The sequence below is a fragment of the Shewanella canadensis genome, from assembly GCF_003966225.1.
In the GTDB taxonomy this organism is placed as follows: domain Bacteria; phylum Pseudomonadota; class Gammaproteobacteria; order Enterobacterales; family Shewanellaceae; genus Shewanella; species Shewanella canadensis.
The window spans coordinates 15046-35165 of the sequence record NZ_RXNU01000026.1 but is presented as its reverse complement, the minus strand read 5'-3'; the positions used below and the strand labels follow the sequence as shown (position 1 = coordinate 35165).

General features: G+C 41.6%; 16 protein-coding genes. 12 read left to right on the top strand and 4 right to left on the bottom strand.

Annotation, left to right across the window (positions count from 1 at the left end; all coding sequences use genetic code 11):
- From EKG38_RS24215 to EKG38_RS24205, 3 genes are all read right to left on the bottom strand, one after another.
- A partial coding sequence (locus EKG38_RS24215) for a transposase (protein ID WP_148103761.1) occupies positions 1-175 on the bottom strand: 175 nt, incomplete at its 3' end.
- A 69-nt stretch (positions 176-244) separates the two neighbouring features.
- The gene (locus EKG38_RS24210; protein WP_126523449.1) at positions 245-580 is read right to left on the bottom strand and encodes an EscU/YscU/HrcU family type III secretion system export apparatus switch protein; all 336 of its coding nucleotides are present in this window, start codon (positions 578-580) and stop codon (positions 245-247) included.
- Between the two features lie 73 nt (positions 581-653).
- Positions 654-3005 (bottom strand): hypothetical protein, encoded by a 2352-nt coding sequence (locus tag EKG38_RS24205; RefSeq protein ID WP_126523448.1) that lies wholly within the window; start codon positions 3003-3005, stop codon positions 654-656.
- Positions 3006-3362: 357 nt separating this feature from the next.
- On the opposite strand from EKG38_RS24205, the gene EKG38_RS24200 reads away from it, so the two are divergent.
- From EKG38_RS24200 to EKG38_RS24190, 3 genes are all read left to right on the top strand, one after another.
- Positions 3363-4283 (top strand): MlaA family lipoprotein, encoded by a 921-nt coding sequence (locus tag EKG38_RS24200; protein ID WP_126523447.1) that lies wholly within the window; start codon positions 3363-3365, stop codon positions 4281-4283.
- Between the two features lie 343 nt (positions 4284-4626).
- Complete coding sequence (locus EKG38_RS24195) at positions 4627-5730, top strand: response regulator (protein ID WP_126523446.1); 1104 nt, start codon at positions 4627-4629, stop codon at positions 5728-5730.
- A 97-nt stretch (positions 5731-5827) separates the two neighbouring features.
- The gene (locus EKG38_RS24190) at positions 5828-6229 is read left to right on the top strand and encodes a four helix bundle protein (protein WP_185826947.1); all 402 of its coding nucleotides are present in this window, start codon (positions 5828-5830) and stop codon (positions 6227-6229) included.
- A 224-nt stretch (positions 6230-6453) separates the two neighbouring features.
- On the opposite strand, the gene EKG38_RS24185 is transcribed toward EKG38_RS24190, so the two are convergent.
- Positions 6454-7929, bottom strand: a complete 1476-nt coding sequence (locus EKG38_RS24185) for a peptide MFS transporter (protein ID WP_126523444.1) — start codon at positions 7927-7929, stop codon at positions 6454-6456.
- 830 nt (positions 7930-8759) lie between these two features.
- Here EKG38_RS24185 and rfaH point away from each other — a divergent pair.
- From rfaH to EKG38_RS24140, 9 genes are all read left to right on the top strand, one after another.
- Positions 8760-9296, top strand: a complete 537-nt coding sequence (gene rfaH, locus EKG38_RS24180) for a transcription/translation regulatory transformer protein RfaH (protein ID WP_126523443.1) — start codon at positions 8760-8762, stop codon at positions 9294-9296.
- 633 nt (positions 9297-9929) lie between these two features.
- Positions 9930-12665, top strand: a complete 2736-nt coding sequence (locus tag EKG38_RS24175; RefSeq protein WP_126523442.1) for an SLBB domain-containing protein — start codon at positions 9930-9932, stop codon at positions 12663-12665.
- Between the two features lie 212 nt (positions 12666-12877).
- The gene (locus EKG38_RS24170) at positions 12878-13252 is read left to right on the top strand and encodes a four helix bundle protein (RefSeq protein ID WP_126523441.1); all 375 of its coding nucleotides are present in this window, start codon (positions 12878-12880) and stop codon (positions 13250-13252) included.
- A 196-nt stretch (positions 13253-13448) separates the two neighbouring features.
- Positions 13449-14414 carry a Wzz/FepE/Etk N-terminal domain-containing protein gene (locus EKG38_RS24165; protein WP_126523440.1) on the top strand — a complete coding sequence of 322 codons (966 nt, stop codon included), beginning with the start codon at positions 13449-13451 and terminating at the stop codon, positions 14412-14414.
- Positions 14415-14798: 384 nt separating this feature from the next.
- Positions 14799-16418, top strand: coding sequence for an aldolase catalytic domain-containing protein (locus tag EKG38_RS24160; RefSeq protein WP_126523439.1), 1620 nt, complete (start codon positions 14799-14801; stop codon positions 16416-16418).
- Positions 16402-17070 carry an HAD family hydrolase gene (locus tag EKG38_RS24155; RefSeq protein WP_126523438.1) on the top strand — a complete coding sequence of 223 codons (669 nt, stop codon included), beginning with the start codon at positions 16402-16404 and terminating at the stop codon, positions 17068-17070. The genes EKG38_RS24160 and EKG38_RS24155 overlap by 17 nt, the downstream gene beginning before the upstream one ends.
- Positions 17071-17074: 4 nt before the next feature.
- Positions 17075-17818, top strand: coding sequence for a 3-deoxy-manno-octulosonate cytidylyltransferase (gene kdsB, locus EKG38_RS24150; protein WP_246033258.1), 744 nt, complete (start codon positions 17075-17077; stop codon positions 17816-17818).
- A gap of 182 nt (positions 17819-18000) precedes the next feature.
- Positions 18001-19254 (top strand): oligosaccharide flippase family protein, encoded by a 1254-nt coding sequence (locus EKG38_RS24145; RefSeq protein WP_126523437.1) that lies wholly within the window; start codon positions 18001-18003, stop codon positions 19252-19254.
- The gene (locus EKG38_RS24140; protein WP_126523436.1) at positions 19251-20108 is read left to right on the top strand and encodes a hypothetical protein; all 858 of its coding nucleotides are present in this window, start codon (positions 19251-19253) and stop codon (positions 20106-20108) included. Before EKG38_RS24145 ends, EKG38_RS24140 begins: the two co-directional genes overlap by 4 nt.
- The last annotated feature ends 12 nt before the right edge of the window (positions 20109-20120 follow it).

The window sequence follows — 20120 nt, the reverse complement described above, 5'->3', positions numbered from 1 at the left end:
TGGGCTTCTTAGAATGTTTTGAGGACGTCAAATGGGCTCTCCACTTAGTTAATAACTTAGGATTGAGCCCTAATTTAACAGCTGTAGCTATGACTGTATCGGGAGAATTTAAAGATTGTTGAACAGCTGCCTCTTTAAAGGCTGCCGTATAGGTTTTACGTGGCTTAATTTTCATGACACCTTATCGCTTATAGTAAGGTGTCCACTATTAGGGGGTCACATCAGGTTGCCGGGGTCATATCACTTAAACCTCCTCAACAATTTTTTGATGCATGTTATTCCACTGCTCGGGGAATTTCCCGTCGAGCATGTAGACGAATGCAATTAATTCGGCAATAAGAAAGTAGAGCTCTTTGGGGATCTCTTCCCCAAGTTCTAAGCGCTGTAAAAAGTCACTGAGGTGTGGGTTCTTATGAATATGAACGCCGGCCTCTTCGGCCAAGGCTATTATCTCTTCGGCAACCAGGCCCGTACCTTTAGCCGTAACTGTAGGTGTGTGTTGACCGTCGAACCCAAGTGCTACAGCCTGTCGTTCGGTCTGTGGGTTCTCTTCTTGATAGCTATCATCTTCATTTTTCATATCTGTCACTTTATAATAATTTGCTAGAACCTAGAACCTAGAACCTAGAACCTAGAACCTAGAACCTAGAACCTCAAGCCTTAATCTTAACTAAATAATGATCGCCGGGGAGCAGCGTCGCGGGTACTTTTGTCCGTTTCGTTATTACCTTATCGGGTGTTAAACCGATATCGACCAGCTTTTTCATAAGTGGTGGCAACAGGAGGTCAATCTTATTGAGTAAGGTGTCATCTTCGCCGTTAAATGTCATCTCTAAGCGGTTGTCTTTTATATGGGTCTTAATTAAAAGGGGCCCTTGAGCTAAGTTAAATTTGAGTTGCAGTCGCCAATTTGAATCTGGGTCATCTTCCTGGCTCGCTTCCTCTTTGGTGAACTGTCCCTCCAGTTGATCTTGATGCTGATTGAGCGAATAGGGGAGGGTAAAGTACCAGTTAGTCTGCCCATTATTATCGTTGCTGGCCTGGGAATAGAGGTTCAGGTTGTTAACTAACTTCGCCATAGTCTCAGTCGTCCCCGCCTTGTCGAACATGGACAGGAGCGATTGGTTGACACCCAGCTGAGCCTGAAGCTTTTGCAAATATTTTTGAGATGACGCACTGAGTTTAGCGCTATTACCGCTTCCGGGCTTACCGGCTAACCCTGTCGTCTTTACACCAAGTAGAAGCTGAAACAGTAGCGAGACAGAGTTCATGTGCGACATGGATGCTCTGGCTACTGCATTGACCTCAACAAATGAATGTAAATGCAGCAGGCCCACTAACTCCTCCTGCACCTTGCTAGGTAGTGCCAAGGCTCGCAACATAGAGGGGTGAATTTGGGGCAAGAGTTTAAACAACTGAGTCGCGAGAGAGCTTTGAGGCTCTGCGGCTTTCTCTGTACTCTGCGGGAGCCCTCCGGCTTTGCCGAACGCCTTATTGAGAGCACTTAACATCAGATCTCTGTTTAGCCCGGACGAAGGGGTCTCTTTTTCCTGTTTACCCGTGGCGTGTGATACCAGCTCTGACTTTTGATTCGGTGACTGTAGTTCAGGTGATAGTTGTTTAGGTGACTGCTGTTTAGGTGATTGTAGCTTAATCTCTTCGAGCACTCCCTTTACTGAGTCGGCGATATTGACTCCTTTACTCACTCCATCAGTCAGGCCTTTACTTGTCAGGGCTTGATTCGTTAGGTTCTGATTAGCCTGGGACTTATTGCTCTGCCCGGTATCGGTCTGTGAACCCGATACCTTAGATTCAGAAGCATTAGAGAGTTGATTTGATAGCGATTTTGCCAACGCATCCCGGTTAATGTTAGCGCCGGCTTTGGCGGAGCCTGCAGTTGAGTTAGCCTCAGCTGAAGCACCAGCCGATGTTAGCTTGGCACCGGATGCATTTTTTGAACTGGCAGGGGGCAACCCATTCGAGTCTTTGTAGGGGAGCTTTTCCAGCACTTTTATCAAGCTTGAGTACAGCTTAGATAATTCTGGCTTAGCTAACACTAACTGTGACTCCATCTCCCCGATGTTTCGTGACGAGGGTTGAGACCGTAAGTTAGAAGTGAGCTCCACTATGCTGGTTTCTATGATCGGAGTAAGCCGTAAAACCCATTGCTGGTTTTGGTAACTAATGCTGGGTATGACCTCAAACCTGGGAGTGGCGACGAGAGTGGGAGAGGATTGAGCGGCTATAAGTGCTGAAAGACTGGCTTGTGGCAGAGGCAGTGATAACCCATTGGATAAGGTCAGCGACTTTGCCTCGAACTGGGCGGTGGGGAGAGGGTACCCTTGGGGCCGGGAGCTCAGTAGCTTTAATTGGCTGAGGTCTATGCCATTTTGCTGGATCAAGCTTTTAAGACTAGTGGGTAGGCTTGTCGATATCGTTTTACCCAAGGATATCAACTGAGCCGCGAATAAATCTTTCCCCTTAATGGTAACCGCACTTTCGACTGCCAGATTTTGAGCCTGTGGTTTTGGGGCCTGTGGTTGTTGAGCTTGTGTTTTTTGAGAATATGAGAACTCTTGACTGGTATTAACCAGATAACTTACGGCTTTTAACGCAGTGCGGCGACTCGAGTAAGATGAAAAATCAATATTGTAATTTGTGCCATCTAAAGTTATTTGGTCTATCTTTGAAGAAAACTGTATAACGGCTGCTCTTAACCCCTGAACCTCAACTTTCACTTGTGGATTTCTGTCAGTAGCAATCGAGGAAGGCATTTGAGCCTTCTTATCGGCGGTTGGGGGAGCGACTGTTCTAGCGCCTGCCGGGGGCGCCGAATGAGGCGTTGGGCTAGTGTTAGTAGCAGTGTTGGGCACTGAAGCACCTGTTTTAGTTTGAGGTTGAGTTTCAGGTGGCGGCACCACATCTCCTCTGGAATGGCTACCGGAAATGACTCTTGTTATGGGTAAGGCGTTGCTTCCATTACGTGTGTTGACTGGTTCTGACATTGACTAATTTCCGGTATTTTTTCATTAGTGCTTACAATTTTCGCGATAATAAATTTGATCTATTTTTTTTGACAAGTATCCTTATCGCCTTATAAACAAAAATCACACTGAGTAGTCTAGTTATAAACTGGTTAGTACATTTTTTGTCATTACTACTCATTATCGACTCAAGCAGAGACTTACTTTAGTTTTTCCTGCTAAGAGTATAAGTAAAAGGCGAAGTTTGAGCTGAGGTCGTTGGCACGCCAGCAACTAAGACTCACTCTTAAATCTAGCATCAATACAGTATCTGGTTTGTGTTAATCGTAAGCAGTATCAGCTGAAATGGATTCAGTTGTTTTTACCAAAGAGAGAAATATGAAGTTTAAATGGATAATGCTGGTTATAGCAGTGTTTGGCGTTGCGCCCATTTCAGCATCGCAGTTAAACACATACGGACAGGACGCCGAACGTATACACGTAGATTCAACCAAGTCCCCAATTGACTCAGATCAGAGCATCTCAGGCCAAATTGACGATTCCGATATCGCATCTGGCATCCAAGGAATTGATTCCGATGTTATTGCGTCTGAGGATGATGCAGAAGTCACGACCGCAGAGGTTACCGTTACCTATATTGACCCAAGGGATCCCATCGAAGGGTTTAACCGAGCGATGTGGGACTTTAACTACCAGTTCCTGGATAGGTATTTTTATCGCCCCGTTGCACATGGTTATAAAGATTACGTACCAAGACCCGTGAAGACGGGTATCAATAATTTTGTGACTAACCTCGATGAGCCCAGCACCTTGGTGAACAACACCTTGCAGGGTAAATGGGGTTGGGCGGCAAATGCCGGTGGACGCTTTACGATAAACTCGACCATGGGGTTACTCGGTGTAATCGATGTCGCAGATATGATGGGCCTGCCCCGCAAACAAGATGAATTCAATGAGGTGTTAGGCTACTACGGTGTACCTAATGGCCCCTACTTTATGGCGCCGTTCTTAGGACCTTATGTGACCAGAGAGGTCGCGTCGTTCTGGGTTGATGGCCTATACTTTCCTTTATCGGAGATAACGGTGTGGCAGTCCTTGTTGAAGTGGGGGCTTGAGAACCTAGATAAACGGGCCGTAGCTATCGATCAAGAGCGACTAGTCGATAATGCATTAGATCCTTATACTTTTGTTAAGGAAGCCTATTTCCAACATATGGACTATAAGGTGTATGATGGTGATGTACCTGTCGATCTCGATGAAGATGAGCTGTTAGATGAGTTTATGCAGGAATTAGATTAAAGAAGGTCCTAGGGAATATTTATACCCAAACGACCTCGAAATGCAGGATTCAGCATGTCGAGAAGTGACAGAGTTCAAGGCATGAAATAGCTGAACTAGTTATTCTAATTTTATATTTTATAACGCAGAAACATGTTGCTTCTCGCCTTGCCATGCGGGAGTTTCCGTAGAATACCTGCACTGCGTTAGTGATATTGAAAAGGGGCTCACCATTCTCTTCAATCACTGCCTTGTTCAGCTACCCTACGGGAGCTCTGAAACGAGCATTTTGAAGTAGCTTGGGTATACCCCAGGCTCCGGGTCATAGAATCTGGGAATTCGAGCCTTCTAAAAAGGATCCTTAATGGCGCTAAAAGATTTAGTCATTCTACTTGTTGAAGATGATCCTGTTTTTCGTCGTATCGTTGCATCGTTTCTCGATAGCCGCGGTGCGACGGTTATCGAAGCCGATGATGGCGAACAGGGGCTGGAAAAGTTTAAGCAAAGAGCATTCGATATTGTCCTGGCCGATCTCAGTATGCCGATAATGGGCGGTTTGGTCATGCTCAAGAAGATGTCTGAGTTAAACCCCGGCACACCGTCAATCGTTATATCCGGTAATCAGGTCATGGCCGATGTCGTTGAGGCGCTGCGTATTGGCGCGAGTGATTACTTAGTTAAGCCCGTCTCCGATCTATTTCTCATCGAAAATGCAATAAAGCAGAGCCTCGATGAGAAACACACTAAAGATGTTCAACTCGAAGATATCGAAGAGCTCTCTTATCAGGAGTTGCAGGATAACCTGGCACTGTTAGAACAAAATGCCGAAGCGGCAAAGAGTGTTCAGCAGCAGTTATTTCCCCCGTCACAGATTAACTATCTCACCGCTAAAATTGACTACAGCCTGTTTAAGGCCGATGAGGTGAGTGCTTACTTTATCGATACGGTCAATGTCGGCGATAAACATCTTGTGATGTATATGGCTCATTTTCACCCTCAGGATAACCGTGCGGCTTTTGCCAGCGTCTTGCTTAAGAGCTTCGTTAATCAAAAGCTGAAGTTGTTTCGCAATGGCACCACTCAGGCGATCATCGAACCCTATAATATGCTCACTTATCTCAATGAACGCATGACAAAATCAGGTTTAGATATCTGTATCGATATTGTCTATGTGGTGGTTGAGCTGACTCAATACCGCGCATCCATAGCACAAGCCGGCCAAGGTTTACGTTGTTACATTCGAAATGACGAAGGATTAACGCCTCTCGCGCTCTCAGACTCTCTCCAGCTTGGAATATTGGATTGGGGGCACCCCAGTGCTCAGTTTAGAACTTTAATGCCTGGAGAGCAGCTGTGTATCTCTTCCAGCAAGCCCGCCCATAAGCAGATGTTACTCGACAATCAATTCCATGGACTCGTCTACGATACCCAAATACCCACCGGCGGCTATGTGCAGTTGTCATTTTAAAAAAGGGTCGAGTTAGTAGTTCCTAGGAACTAGGATAAGCGGAAAGCTTTAAGGGCCAAGTAGCACCAGCCCTTTATACATAACCATGGATGGTGACATGAGAAAGTATTCTTTTGAAAACTTAGATGTTTGGCAACGCGCTTCGCGTCTAGTCTGTAATGTATATTCACTCTTTGAATCTTGTCGTGATCGTAGTTTTAAGGACCAAGTCACCAGAGCCGCTCTTTCTATCCCATCCAATATTGCAGAAGGAGAGGAGAGAGGGTCACCTAAAGATTCAGCAAGATTCCTCTATTATTCTAAAGGTTCAGCCGGCGAGTTGGCTACACAGCTATATATCGCCATTGAAATAGGTTTAGTCGATAAAACTAAAGCATTACAGCTGATAGATGAAACCAAGCAGTTATCCGCAATGCTGGCTGCTTTGATCAAAATACGCAAAGGTGAAGTGCATGAATGCCCTGCAGGATATCGACCTAAGGAAGACAGAAGTTCTTAGGCTCTGCGATAGTCAAAGTTTGATGTTTTTGATTAAATTACCAGCCTTAGAATAGTCAGGGGGGTTAATACCTCGTACCTAGGAACTCGTCACTTTATACTTTTTTACACAAAAAACGCCGCATATACATATGCGGCGTTTTACTCGTTTGAAGCGATCGGATAAGGTGCTAGAACCTAGAACCTAGAACCTAGAACCTAGAACCTAGAACCTAGAACCTTCTTCTAACGTTGTATACCTTCATGCTCCGCAGTCACTGCGATCTCTTCTTCCAGAGCTTCTTCTTCTGTGTGATGTGGGCCTTCGGCACCGTGCATCCAGCTTACAAGTTTGTCAGCCATAAGGTAAAGAATGATACCTGAAATAGCCGATGTGATGGCGATACCGGCGAAGATAGACATTGCATTAGCAAGCTGCTCCTCTTTTGGTCCGCCGTGTCCAATGAATGAACCTACGATACCACCAATCTTGTTTGCAGCAGCAACGAACAGGAACCAGGCACCCATCATCAAAGATGCGATACGCAGTGGAGCAAGTTTGGTCACCATAGACAGACCGATAGGAGACAGACACAGCTCACCCATAGTATGGAAGAAGTATGCACCTACTAACCACCACATGCTTGATTTACCATCCGGATTACCACCCATTTCAAGAACGGCGCCAATCATGAATAGGAAACCAATACCAAGCAGCACCAGACCTAAGGCAAACTTAACCGGAGAGTTAGGCTCATTTTTACCTAAACGAATCCAAATAGAAGCGATTACCGGCGCGAAAATCACGATGAACATGGCGTTCAATGATTGGAACCAAGTCGTCGGTACTTCCCAATCACCAATCATACGATCGGTAAAGTCGTTGGTGAACAGGTTCATCAGACCGCCGGCTTGTTCGAAACCTGCCCAGAAGATGATAGTGAACAGACCCATAACCATGATCACCTTAATGCGATCACGCTCAATTTTAGTCAATGGCTCTTTTTTTACATTTTCCTGACCGTTGGCTGCCGCTTTCTGTTGCTCAAGTTTGGCAGCAGGGTATTTACCAATATCACCGAGTAAACGTTGTGCGAAGACAAATTGAATGATTAAAGAGAAGACCATACCGATACCGGCACAGAGGAAGCCCATCTGGAAGTTGCCGTCATAGGCGCTAACAACCGAACCTACAATAATACCCGAGAGGAAAGCACCAACGTTGATACCCATATAGAAGATAGTGAACGCGCCATCACGACGATGATCGCCCTCTTCATAGAGATCACCAACCATGGTAGAGATGTTTGGCTTAAACAGGCCATTACCTAGAATAAGTACGCCAAGACCAAGATAGAAAACTTGAGTCTCCATTCCCGGTACCCACGCATGTGGTGTTCCAAGAATGAATTGACCGGCTGCCATCAGAGCACCACCAATCATGATGGCGCGGCGTTGACCCAGATAGGTATCGGCTAACCAGCCACCGATGAGGGGAGTCAGATAAACTAAACCAGTGAATGTACCATAAAGTGAAATTGCGTCGGCGCTAGTCCAACCTAAACCGTGACCACCTTCAGTTTGTACTTTATCTACCAAATACAGTACCAAAATGGCACGCATTGCGTAATAACTGAATCGTTCCCATAACTCTGTTGTAAACAACAGGAACAATCCCTTCGGATGCCCGAGCATCGTCCCCTGGGGTTTTGCTACGCTCATTAAGTCTTCCACCTTCGCTTGTGATTGCCTGCGGGACAAATGTCGCCACAGAAAAATGTTACTACTTTGTTTTACAGTCTTGTAACCTTACATGCCAATTGAGTACTCATTTACATTAAACTTATGATTGTAAAAACTTTATGCACTCAGGCCGCTAACAAGTGGGTCACAGACTATTGTTATATTTTACTATTTGAAGTTATAAATCCTACGAAACCCATCTTATATACCCTTTTAAGCTTGCAAATGTCAATTTAGATGAACTGAATGGCGTTAATTTAATCAAATTAACGGGTAAAAATAGCGAGTAGGGCAGGGATTGAAATTCAGACATTGAAATGTAAGAAGGGCTTTAGCCCCGAATCTTTAAACCAGTCTACGATTGTTCAACCTAGCGTCTATCCGCCACCACATGTAAGAGGGGCTTTAGCCCCGAATCTTTAACCCGCTTTCGGCTATTCAGCAGAGATTATACCGCTGGTTTGCAAAATTTGATTTGTGAAAATATGGCGTCAACATATGCTAATAAAGCAATTTCTCGACACAGCAGTTTATTAATTGAGCTGTTTTTTGTAAGGGGTATCTAATGTAAACCAAATCATAATTTTTCAGTTCCAAAAGCCAAGATCGTTTGATACTATCCGTGCCGTGAATGGGATGTCACGTGATTTTTATCATTAAGGTTAAAACCTTTTTGTCATAGTTTTGGTGTAGTTTATAGTTTGTCAATTTAGCACATAAACTAAAAGGGCATCCAAACACGGTAGAACACAGTTTCTACCAATTCACACTCTAATTTCGAATATAAAGCTACAACGTAAAAGGATGTTATGAAGGCTTGGTATCTCTTATATTGCAAACCACGAGGCGAAGCTCGTGCACAGCAAAATTTAGCACTACAACAGATCGATACCTATCTCCCTGTCATTGCGACGAAAGCAGTCAAGGCTGGTCGAAGTAGCGTCCGTACAGCACCATTATTTCCCTGTTACCTCTTTGCTTATTTTGATCCCCAAGTAACAAGCGTTAGTCGCATTCACTCCACCCGTGGTGTTTCCCGCATTGTTGGCTGTAAAGAGCTGATGACATCGATTGACGACGAAATTATTAATGCAATTAAACTACGCGAGCGGGAACTTGTTGCAGAGCTGTCAGAGTCAGCCGATGTTGAACTGAATCAACTAAAACCTGCCGTTGAGCCGGAATTTACTGAAGGTGATAAGGTCACCTTTACCGAAGGCCCTTTCGTTGATTTAGATGGCATATTTGCCGAAAAAAGTGGCGATAAGCGTTGTCATATATTGTTTGAAATAATGGGGCAGCAAAAGCGGGTCACAGTGCCTAAAAGCAGCATTAAGCCGAAGTAAACAGAACTAAATTAGTGCCGTGTAAATCGCTGTTAAATATATGTAGTTTAGGTTACCTGTTTGTCACAGTGTTTAAAGGGGTGTTTTGGTCATAACTTAGACTGCATTTATCTTCTGGTTCGGGTATAATCCCGTGTTCGATTTTGTTTGGTTTTAACTGGTCATACCTATTTAAATCAACACTTTTAGCCTCAGCCGTCTATGGCGCGGGCTAATTGAAAACTAAAAAATTATATTTTCGCATCAAGCGAAGGGCAGTTTAGGGGCCGTAACCTATGGGCGGTAGCGTGTCTAAAATTCAGCAAACGTAGATTTTTGCTTGTCACTTGTTTCCGTCACCCGTAGTGACAAAGTCACGTCCCGTAGGTCGTAGACCGGTCGCATTTGCTCTTAGCTCTAAACTATTATCCGTATTCCGTAAGCGAAGCGTTCAGTAGGTCGAAGACCGTCCGTCTTAGCTTTTGACTCGTAACTCGTAACTCGCAACACGTCGCTGTTACTGTTTCCCGTAAGCAAAGCGTTCCGTAGGTCATAGACCGTTCCGCTTCACTTTTTACATATTACTTAAAATTCGTAGCTCGCAACTCGCAGTTTCGCTTTAGCTCAAAACCTCTTTCTTAATGGAGAACGCCGGTGTTACACAAAACCAAAAAAATAATTATAGCAGGCATCAGCGCCTTAGTTCTGCTGGGCACGCAAGCCCAAGCAGCTATGCCGTCTCCGCAGATGATAGAGCAATTTAAGAGTCTACCAGCATCCGAGCAACAAAGACTCGCGAAACAATATGGTATAGACCCTTCTATGTTAGGTGGCTCTACAGCCCAACAACAAATAGAAAACCCACAAGTTGTTGCACCTAGATCTAGTACTAATACCGTTATCAATCAATCTGCTCAAGCGAAAAATTCTCTCGATTTTCAGCAAGATTCAAATAAAAACGAATTAAAACGTTTTGGTTATGAACTGTTCCAGGGCGCACCTTCTACTTTTGCACCGGTAACAGATGTCCCAGTTCCAAGTGAGTACCTAGTCGGTCCCGGTGACAATATTAAGGTTCAGCTTTATGGCAAAGATAACAAGGAGTATGATCTTGTCATTAACCGTGAAGGGGTGATTCAATTTCCTGAGTTAGGGCCTATTACCGTTAACGGTCTGACTTTTGCTGAGTTGCGTGAGACATTATCATCTCGTATCAGCCAGCAAATGATCGGTATTCAGTCAAACATTACTATGGGTGAGCTACGCTCTATCCGAATTTTTGTTGCCGGTGATGCGTATAAGCCTGGCTCATACACAGTTTCAAGTCTATCGACTATCACTCAAGCCTTGTTCGTTGCAGGCGGTATTAATGAGATTGGCTCGCTTCGAAACATTAAGTTAAAGCGAAATGGCAAACTGGTTGGCAGCATGGATCTGTATGATCTACTGATGAGCGGTGATGCTTCAGGTGATCTCAGGTTACGTTCTGGTGACGTCGTCTTCATCCCATCGATTGGTGGTTCTGTCAGTGTCACGGGCGAAGTACGCCGTCCTGCGATTTATGAACTTAAAAACAATGAAACCATGGGCGATGTTATTGCCATGGCAGCCGGACTGAAACCGGGTGCTTATCCACTGAGCAGTAGTGTTGAGCATTTCGATGAAAAAGGGTTAAAAAGTATTACCAATGTCAATTTAACGACATCAAGTGGTAAGAAAACTAAAGTTCAAGCCGGTGACCTGGTCAAAGTCCGTAGCGCCTCGAACCAGTTTGAAGATGTGGTAACCGTTATAGGTGCCGTAGTCAGGCCCGGTAAATACCAGTGGTATCAAGGACAAAAAATCAGTGATCTGCTTCCTTCGCTTTGGGGAGATTTAGCCTCGAGCGCAGATCTGGACTATGGGGTTGTGGTAAGAGAGATAAATCAATATGGCGATATTGAGGTTTATCAATTCCAACCTGCTAAGGCGATCAACGATAAGCTTGTTTCACAAGACTTACTTTTGCAAGCCAGAGATAGAGTCATACTATTTAATTACAACGATGCCGCACAAAACAGATACGAGCTCAATAAGCTCGTTAAGCAACGTTTAGCCAAAGTTAAGGCGTTATCTGGTGATTCACTGCTTGGTACTGACATTTTTAAATCCGGTTTCGATCAACTAAACAGAAACAGACTACAACAACGTGCTGAAATTGGTGGTGTTGTCGTAGGAAAAGAGAATTTAGATGATAATAGCAGTGCGATAAAAGGTGAAGTCAACAAGATGTTGGCGAACATGTATGACGATAAAGATCTGATTAAACTCAGTGGTGTGATGAGCAGAAGTGAACTGCTTTATCCTGTGGTCACTAAACTTATCAGCCAAGGACAGGCTGGACATAGTGTCAGCGTTGTAGCGATCAATGGTAAGGTACGTCACCCCGGAATTTACCCTTTATCGATTGGTGCAAAATTACATGATCTTGTCATTGCCGGTGGTGGGTTACAAGAGGGGGCGTACGCAGTACGTGCCGAGTTGACCAGCACTGTAGCAACGGCTGAAGGTTCGAGCATTAGCCATAGCAATATTGAACTGAGTAAAGCACTTCAAGATGATGCGAGCGCTAATGTCACCCTAAAAGGCCGTGATATTTTAACCGTAATGACGACACCCGATTGGCAGGAAAATAAGTCAGTCGAAATTCGTGGTGAAGTGAAGTTCCCCGGTATGTACAACATTCGCCGCGGTGAAACACTTAAAGATGTGATCCACCGTGCCGGCGGCTTTACCGAATACGCCTACTTACCATCGTCAGTATTTGTGCGTGAATCGGTGCGTCAACAAGAGCAGTTAGAGATTAAAAAACTTGCCGATCAGCTACGCCGAGATATAGCAACTCGTGGTGTATCCAAAGATGGCAACGTCATTAACTACTCTGATGCTCAGATGATGCTAACGGATCTCGAAAATATTAAAGCGGTAGGGCGTCTTGTTGTTGACCTATCTGCAATATCTATTGGCATAGAGCAAGCAAATCTTCAACTAGAAGACTCAGATATCCTCTATGTACCATCGACCAAGCAAACCATTGCTGTGATGGGTGAAGTCCAGCACGCTGCGACTCATAGATACAAAGAGGGGTTAACCTTAGATCAGTATCTCGCTATGTCAGGTGGCGAGAGAGAACGCGCCGATGCTGATAGAACTTATGTCATCAAGGCTAATGGTTCAGTGATGCTACCAAATCGCTCAATCTGGTTCAGCAGCGAAGACAGTCTGAACCCTGGTGACACCATCATTGTACCGCTCGATACCGAGTACAAAGATAACCTCACCCTATGGACCCAAGTCACCAGCATCATCTACAACACAGCAGTCGCATTCGCCACAGTCGCTAATCTTTAAAAAGAAGGCTAGGACGTACGCAAGCTCACGGCTAGATCGCTACGCTACTAGAGCGGACTTTGTCCTACTATAAAAGCAAAAATAAAAGCAGCATATTACTCTGCTTTTATTTCTTGACTGTATAGAATCTAGCAGGCACGCAGTGCCGCTCTCGCCGTGACGAAGTCACGTCCTAGAAGCGTCGCGCTCTGCTTTATAGACAAGGAGTCCGTATGCGATTTGAGAAACTGGATGTTTGGAAAAGGGCCTCCCGACTTTCTTGCGAAATCTATAAAGTGACTGAGTCCGTTAAAAACTGGGGCTTCAAAGATCAAATAACGCGCTCAGGCCTTTCGGTACCTTCAAACATAGCTGAGGGCGAGGAGCGAGAAACTGCTAAAGAGAAAATACGTTTCTTGTATTACGCCAAAGGTTCACTAGGCGAATTGGTAACCCAGTTATACATCGGAATCGAAATTGGCTATCTAGAAAAACATTCCTCAATGGAAATGGTAAAAGAAGCCAAAGAATTAGCCAAAATCCTAGGCACTCTAATTAAAAACAAGGAATCACAGATAAAAGAAGATAACGCTGATTACAAAATTTGATTAATTTAACTTGGCGGTTGGCGACTTTGACTTTCCGCTTGTATAGCAGCGTAGCGCTCTAGCAGACACGGAGCTAAACCTTGGAAGGTTTCTGCAGTTATCTTTTGATCTTATAGCAGCGCAGCGATCTAGAAGCAAAGCGCTCTAGCCGCGAAGCGTCCTAGATTCTAATACCCGAATATAGAGAAGAATTTCAATGTCCACCGAAATTAAAAACTACCCCGACGCCCAATTCGTCAACCCCCAAACAACGAGCGACGACGAAATCGATCTACGCGAACTCTTTGGTGTCATCTGGCAGGGCAAGTGGCTAATCATCGCCATCACAGCAGTTTTCGCTATTGGTTCAGTCATTTTTGCCATCATGCAGCCTAACACCTACAAATCTGAAGCACTCTTAGCACCTGCCTCAGAAGAGCAAGGTGGTGGTTTGAGTGCATTAGCATCTCAGTTCGGTGGCATCGCCAGTATGGCGGGCATTAATCTTAGTGGTGGAGGTGGGGTCGACAAGACACAAATGGCCATAGAGGTGATGAAATCACGTCAATTTACCAGTCAGTTTATTCAAACACACAATATCCTTCCTGATTTGATGGCCGCTGAAAAATGGAACATAGGCGACAACACAATCACGTACAATGAAGAATTGTATAGCCTAAGCACTAAGACTTGGGTTCGCGAAGTTAAAGCACCATTTAAGCCTGAACCTTCGATGCAAGAAGCCTTTAAAGTATTTACTAAAGTCATATCTGTTAGCTCGGCAAAGGATACAGGCATGGTTACGGTATCCGTAGAGCATTTATCGCCTGCCGTTGCCCAGCGATGGGTGACTTGGTTAGTTGAAGATATTAATAAAGCGATGAAAGATCGCGATGTTACTGAAGCTTATAGAAGCAGTGATTTTTTGAATAAACAAATAGCACAAACAAATGTTGCAGATATTCGTTCAATACTCTACAAACTTATCGAAGAGCAGGCTAAAACAATCATGTTTGCCGAAGTTAGAGATGAGTATGTGTTTAAGACGATTGATCCAGCGCTAGTATCGGAAGAAAAGGCAGGACCTAAACGAGCTCTGATATGTGTGTTAGGCACAATGTTAGGTGGTATGTTGGCTGTGATGATTGTTCTGATAAGACATTTTGTTAAAAAAGAAGATTGAAGTAAAAAATAAAAAAGAAAAGAGCCTATTGGGACTGTTTACTGAAAAACAGCGAAACCTAGGCTTTATAGGGGATAGCGAAGATTCGACTGTCTCAAAATGGATTAAAAGTGTCTCAGGTGCTTTTGAAGGGCTGAGATTGAGTTGTGTAGATATTCATTGTTGAGATATAAATCTGCAAATTAATTTTCTATTTTCGATATGTCTTACTCGTCACTTTTTATCATTAACAATTAAAGTAATCTAATTTTTCTTTAGATACGGTGAAGGTTTTTCTCCTCAACGTCCGTGTACTAATTTCAGTTTCCTCTTATTTGAACTATAAGTTTGAGTACGTAGTTCATCACATTTAACTAATGATTTATTAAATTCAAAGGAAAATTTATGCCAAGCTTTAGTATTCTTGATTGTACATTACGCGATGGTGGTTATTATAACAATTGGGATTTTACTCCCGATGTTGTGACAGCGTATTTAGATGCAATGGCTCAAGCAAAGATTGACTACGTAGAACTAGGATTAAGGAATTTTCCCAAGTCAGGATTTGACGGCCCTTTTGCTTATACAACAGAGGCATTTCTCAAAAGACTGAACCTTCCAGTTGGTCCTACATATGGTGTGATGGTTGATGCTAAGACTATACTTGAAGCAGATATGTCCGTTGAACAAGCTGTTGATGCACTGTTTGTTGATGCAGATCTAAGTCCTATAAAGCTAGTTCGGGTTGCAGCACATTTTCATGAAGTAGAAAAGTCTGGACCTATTGTTAGAGCATTAAAGGCTAAGGGTTATATTGTTGGCTATAACTTAATGCAAGCTGGTGGAAAATCTGACGCCCTAATAGCCGAAAAAGCTAAATTAGCCTCTGAGTGGCAGTGTATTGATTCTCTTTATTTTGCTGATTCTCTAGGAAATATGGATGCAGACGAAGTTACGCGTATTGTTAAAGCGATCCGCATGCAATGGCAAGGTGATATTGGCATCCATACTCATAACAATATGGGTAAAGCTTTAGATAATACCATAACAGCAAAAACCTTAGGCGTAACTTGGCTTGACGTTACTGTAACTGGCATGGGACGTGGAGCGGGTAACGCACAGACTGAAAGTTTACTTGCTGTAGTTAACAGCGAAACAAGTGCTTACCAACCTAATGCTGTCTACGAGTTAGTTATTCGATATTTTGAGAAAATGCAAAAGGATAGTGGCTGGGGAAGCAGTTTACTTTATTTCCTTGGTGCACAAAATGACGTGCATCCAACGTATATCCAAAACCTAATTTCGAATAAACATTACGGAACTGAGGAAATCGTTGGGGCCATAAATTATCTGAGTCAGCTAGAAGGTACGACCTCCTATAATGGTGATGTAATGGACTCTGCTATCTCGTTTGATACCTCTTCAAAAGAAATATCCGGCACAGATTTATTACTCGGAAAGTTCAAAGGTAGAGAGTTATTAATTATTAGCAATGGTCCTAGCCTTGAACGTTACCTATCTGAAATCAAGAGCTATATAGAAGAACGTAAGCCTATCGTTCTCGCTATTAATGCAGTTAGTACTTTAGCTTCTGAGTTTGTGAATTACTACTGTGTATCTCATAATAGTAAATTTTTATCTGAGCATGATGTATATAAAAGTTTAGATCGTCCATTGATTATGCCTGCTCATCGATTTACCGATGAAGAACTGAAAAATGTTTCCAATGAGTTTGTAGATTATGGCCTTAATGTCGAATCTGATGAATTTATGGTGTCAGATAAAAGTTGTAGTGTGCCTTATGATTTAACTGCTGCTTATGCTTTGGCTATAGCCGTTCACTCGCAAGCGGAAAGTGTTTCCCTCGTGGGTGTTGATGGATACGAACGTGGTGATATTCGTCAAACTGAAATGTTCGACTTACTATCAAAATTTAAAGTGTTTGCTCCTGACTTAACAATTAAAGCACTTACTCCAACAAGCTACCCTATTAAGCAAGAGTCTATATATGCACCAAATCTTTAATTACAACCTCTATATTTTTGATTGTGATGGGGTGATTTTAGACTCAAATGCACTTAAGGTGCAGGCTATGAAGGAAGCGCTAGAAGCGCTTTCTTTTAAGTCTGAGTTAGTTACAGAATGTGTAACATATTTCGCAAATAACTTTGGTAAGTCTCGCTTTCATCATGTAACTCATTTTGTTAATGAGATACTTGAGCTTAGAAGCGAGCAAAAAGCAGAGATTGAAGCTAAAATACTTAGTGATTTTTCAAATCAATGTAAAGAGCTTTACTTAACTGCCAGTCTTACTCCCGGATTCTTAAACTTGATTCAAACTTTACCGGGTAAAAAGTTTGTTGCTAGTGGGTCGGAACAAAGTGAACTTCGCGCAGTGTTCAAAACTCGTGGTCTAGATAAGTATTTTGTTGATGTTTTTGGCTCTCCAACACTTAAAACGCAGCTTCTAAGCAATATTTTACAAAGCCAACCGGATGCTAGAGCCTTAATGATAGGTGATGCAGTGTCTGACTTTGATGCAAGCCAAGAAAACAATATTGATTTCATTTGTTATGTTCCCTATTCGAATGTACCGATGCGCATGCAATTACTTTCTAAAGAACATCAATTCGAGGTCATCGAGCACTGGCCTCAACAAGTACTCATGGATAATTAGAAAAATGGATAGTCATAATATGAAATATGCGGTTGTCATTCCCGCCCGCTATCAATCAAGTCGCTTTCCAGGCAAACCTTTAGTCGATATCTTAGGTAAATCTATGATTCAGCGTGTTTGGGAACGTTGTTGTGCAGCAGTTGGTCAAGAGAAAGTTTATATTGCGACAGATAGCGAAAAAATTCGTTCTGTGGCATTACAGTTTGGTGCTCAGGTGTTAATGACTTCATCTCAGTGCTTGACTGGTACAGATAGATTAGCTGAAGCCAATAATCAGTTAGATTGCGATTTCATCATTAATGTGCAAGGTGATGAACCTTTGATAGAACCGAACGATATTCTGAGTGTACTAGCTAAATACCAAGAAATGCCAAATACTGTTATTAATGCTATGTGCGAAATTACATTAGAAGAAGAGTTTAGATCTTTTAATGTTCCAAAAGTCGTGGCAAGCAAAACTGGTAATTTACTTTATATGAGTCGCTCCCCAATCCCTATAACCAAAAATGGAGGTTATACATTTGGTTACAAGCAAGTCTGTATTTATGCTTTTTCAAGAGAGCATTTAGAGTTTTTTGCTAAAAATGATAAGAAAACAGATATCGAAGAAGTTGAAGATATAGAGATTTTACGTTTTCTAGAAAATGATATAACAGTGAAAATGATCAAAGTGGATAGTGCTAGTATTGCTGTTGACGTACCATCAGACGTTAATCGCGTTTTAAATAAAATTAAAAGTGTAAACTAATAGGCTTGTTTGAAGTGCTAAGCCTTGATTGTTATTTGGTTGCAAATTGAATAATATGTCAAGATAAAATTTTATAAGGTTATAGTGTGATTGAAGTTATGAAAGGTGTTATATAGCAATTAGCCTGAATTTCATAATATAAAATAACATACTTTATTACCGTAATTATTTGAGTTTTTATTGTGAATAATACTCTGTGGGCTCTTTCTGAAAGGGGTATTCAAATTCTATTTGGTTTGATACCTTTTATTTTGATTGCAAGGTTTTTTGATAAGAAAGACATTGCTATGTATTCGATTGTTTCAATGCTTTTATTCAACTTGTGGAGCTTGTCTTCATTTAACTCGAGATCTATATACATTAAATATAAATCATTATATGGAGAGGCATTTAAACGTAGGTTTTTAGTTGTTTTTTTTGTGAACAAATTAATTGTATTCTTTGTTTTTAGTGGTTTTCTGTTTTTATATTTAGATTCCCTAAGTTATCTAAATATTTATGTTGTTTCATCTTTTTTTGTTTTCTTATTCAATATTTTTGAAACTTCACTTTGGGATGTTGAATGCGATTATAAACAGCGTAAGGTGTTTATATTTAGATTCATTGTTTCTCTTTTATCGTTTTTTGCTAAGATTTTTGTTATCTTATATATAGAATCGATAGAGGTTATGTTTCTTGTTTTAGCATTTGAAATGTTAGCTTTTCAATTGCTATTTTACATTTTTAGAGAAGATAAAGCCCAACGTATATTTATTTTTAAGTTTAGGAACTGGTTGTATTTTACAAAGAAAACATTTCCTCTTTTTGTGTCGGGACTTATAGTGTTTGCCTATAATAGAATAGACCAGTTAATGTTGGCATCTTTGGCATCTGCTGAACAACTAGCTGATTATAGTGTCGTGTTGAAGTTAGTTGAACCATTAAGTGTAATACCAACAGCTATATGTGCTACTGCCCTACCTTTCTTAGTTGGTTTGAAAAGAAATAAAAGTAAATATATTGATGTTTTAAAAGGCTATATTTGTATGACATTTTATGCATCATTATTTTTATCTTTGTTTTTTATTTTTTTTGGGGCGGATGTAGTAACTATTATGTTTGGTGAGAAGTATGTAAATATTACTAGTTTGGTTTTTATTTTGGCTATGAGTATTCCGTTTTCATTTATAGCAGTTTTTAATGGTATGTTGCTCGTTTTTTATGATAGACAATCATTAGCCCCAGTAAGGGCGTTGTTTGGTTTGGTTGTTAATGTTTTGTTGAATTTTATTTTTATTCCAGCCTATGGGGCGCTAGGTGCCGCGTTAGCTACATTGTTTACTCTAATTTTAAGTGGTGTTGTCTTATATTTAGTTTTACCTAGCACAAGAAATATTGGCATATTAAACCTGCTTAGCCCATTTTATGTTAAGAAGATAAAGTTAATAAAATTATGATGAGAAAATTTGGTCAACTAGAACAGGAGTTGTTAGATTCGTTAAGATCTGATATTTTAGGTAAAGATGTTTTAGTAATAACATGCGGTCCATCGATGGAAAATTGGAAAGCTGTGTATGATGGATATCCAAAGGATAATAAACCAGTTGTTTTTTGTGTAAAACAAAGTGTAAAATTTGTCGGTGAACTTTGTGATGTTCATGTTTTAAATGAAGTAAATTTGATTAAGTATAAGTATAAGTATAAGAAAGATAAGCCTAAGGTTATTTTTGGTTTAGGTGCCTATGAAAAACGTTGGTTTGGATTTGTTAATAGTGATCTTGTATATACAGTAAAGTCATCTGATACCCTATCTGACTCTATGGCTGGTAATGTCGTTTCACATTTCAACAGTGAAATATTTAGACAGCAATTCATTTTTGGGCCGGTAGTCAACTGGGGCCCAGGTATAATGTATGAATGTGTCTTACCATTCTTGATTAATTGTAAACCTAGTACGATAACTACAGTTGGATGGGATATAGCTGATAACAATGGCATTAATACCCACTATATGGAGTGTAAGAAAAACGAAGCTAACGTCAATCAAATTAACACTAATTTTTTCAGAAAATTAAAGATTGATGTTGCCAATGCGCTGTTAAGAAATTCGATATCTTCAAAGGTACACGATTTATATAGGAACTTGTCGCTATTTATCAAATATAGTATTGGTTTGAAGGTTAACCAGGTTACGATGATAGATGGTGAGGCTGAAACAGTTAGTAAATTGATTCCACATGTAAAAAATCTGTGCAAGGAAAATGGTATTCAATTAAATATAGTTTCTAAGTCCTCATGGACGAATAATTGAAGGATATGTAAA

Coding starts and splice junctions, on each gene's coding strand:
- EKG38_RS24155 (WP_126523438.1), top strand. CDS start 16,402: ATGCACCAAATCTTTAATTACAACCTCTATATTTTTGATTGTGATGGG.
- EKG38_RS24170 (WP_126523441.1), top strand. CDS start 12,878: ATGCGATTTGAGAAACTGGATGTTTGGAAAAGGGCCTCCCGACTTTCT.
- EKG38_RS24185 (WP_126523444.1), bottom strand. CDS start 7,929: ATGAGCGTAGCAAAACCCCAGGGGACGATGCTCGGGCATCCGAAGGGA.
- EKG38_RS24165 (WP_126523440.1), top strand. CDS start 13,449: ATGTCCACCGAAATTAAAAACTACCCCGACGCCCAATTCGTCAACCCC.
- rfaH (WP_126523443.1), top strand. CDS start 8,760: ATGAAGGCTTGGTATCTCTTATATTGCAAACCACGAGGCGAAGCTCGT.
- EKG38_RS24200 (WP_126523447.1), top strand. CDS start 3,363: ATGAAGTTTAAATGGATAATGCTGGTTATAGCAGTGTTTGGCGTTGCG.
- EKG38_RS24190 (WP_185826947.1), top strand. CDS start 5,828: ATGAGAAAGTATTCTTTTGAAAACTTAGATGTTTGGCAACGCGCTTCG.
- kdsB (WP_246033258.1), top strand. CDS start 17,075: ATGGATAGTCATAATATGAAATATGCGGTTGTCATTCCCGCCCGCTAT.
- EKG38_RS24195 (WP_126523446.1), top strand. CDS start 4,627: ATGGCGCTAAAAGATTTAGTCATTCTACTTGTTGAAGATGATCCTGTT.
- EKG38_RS24205 (WP_126523448.1), bottom strand. CDS start 3,005: ATGTCAGAACCAGTCAACACACGTAATGGAAGCAACGCCTTACCCATA.
- EKG38_RS24140 (WP_126523436.1), top strand. CDS start 19,251: ATGATGAGAAAATTTGGTCAACTAGAACAGGAGTTGTTAGATTCGTTA.
- EKG38_RS24210 (WP_126523449.1), bottom strand. CDS start 580: ATGAAAAATGAAGATGATAGCTATCAAGAAGAGAACCCACAGACCGAA.
- EKG38_RS24160 (WP_126523439.1), top strand. CDS start 14,799: ATGCCAAGCTTTAGTATTCTTGATTGTACATTACGCGATGGTGGTTAT.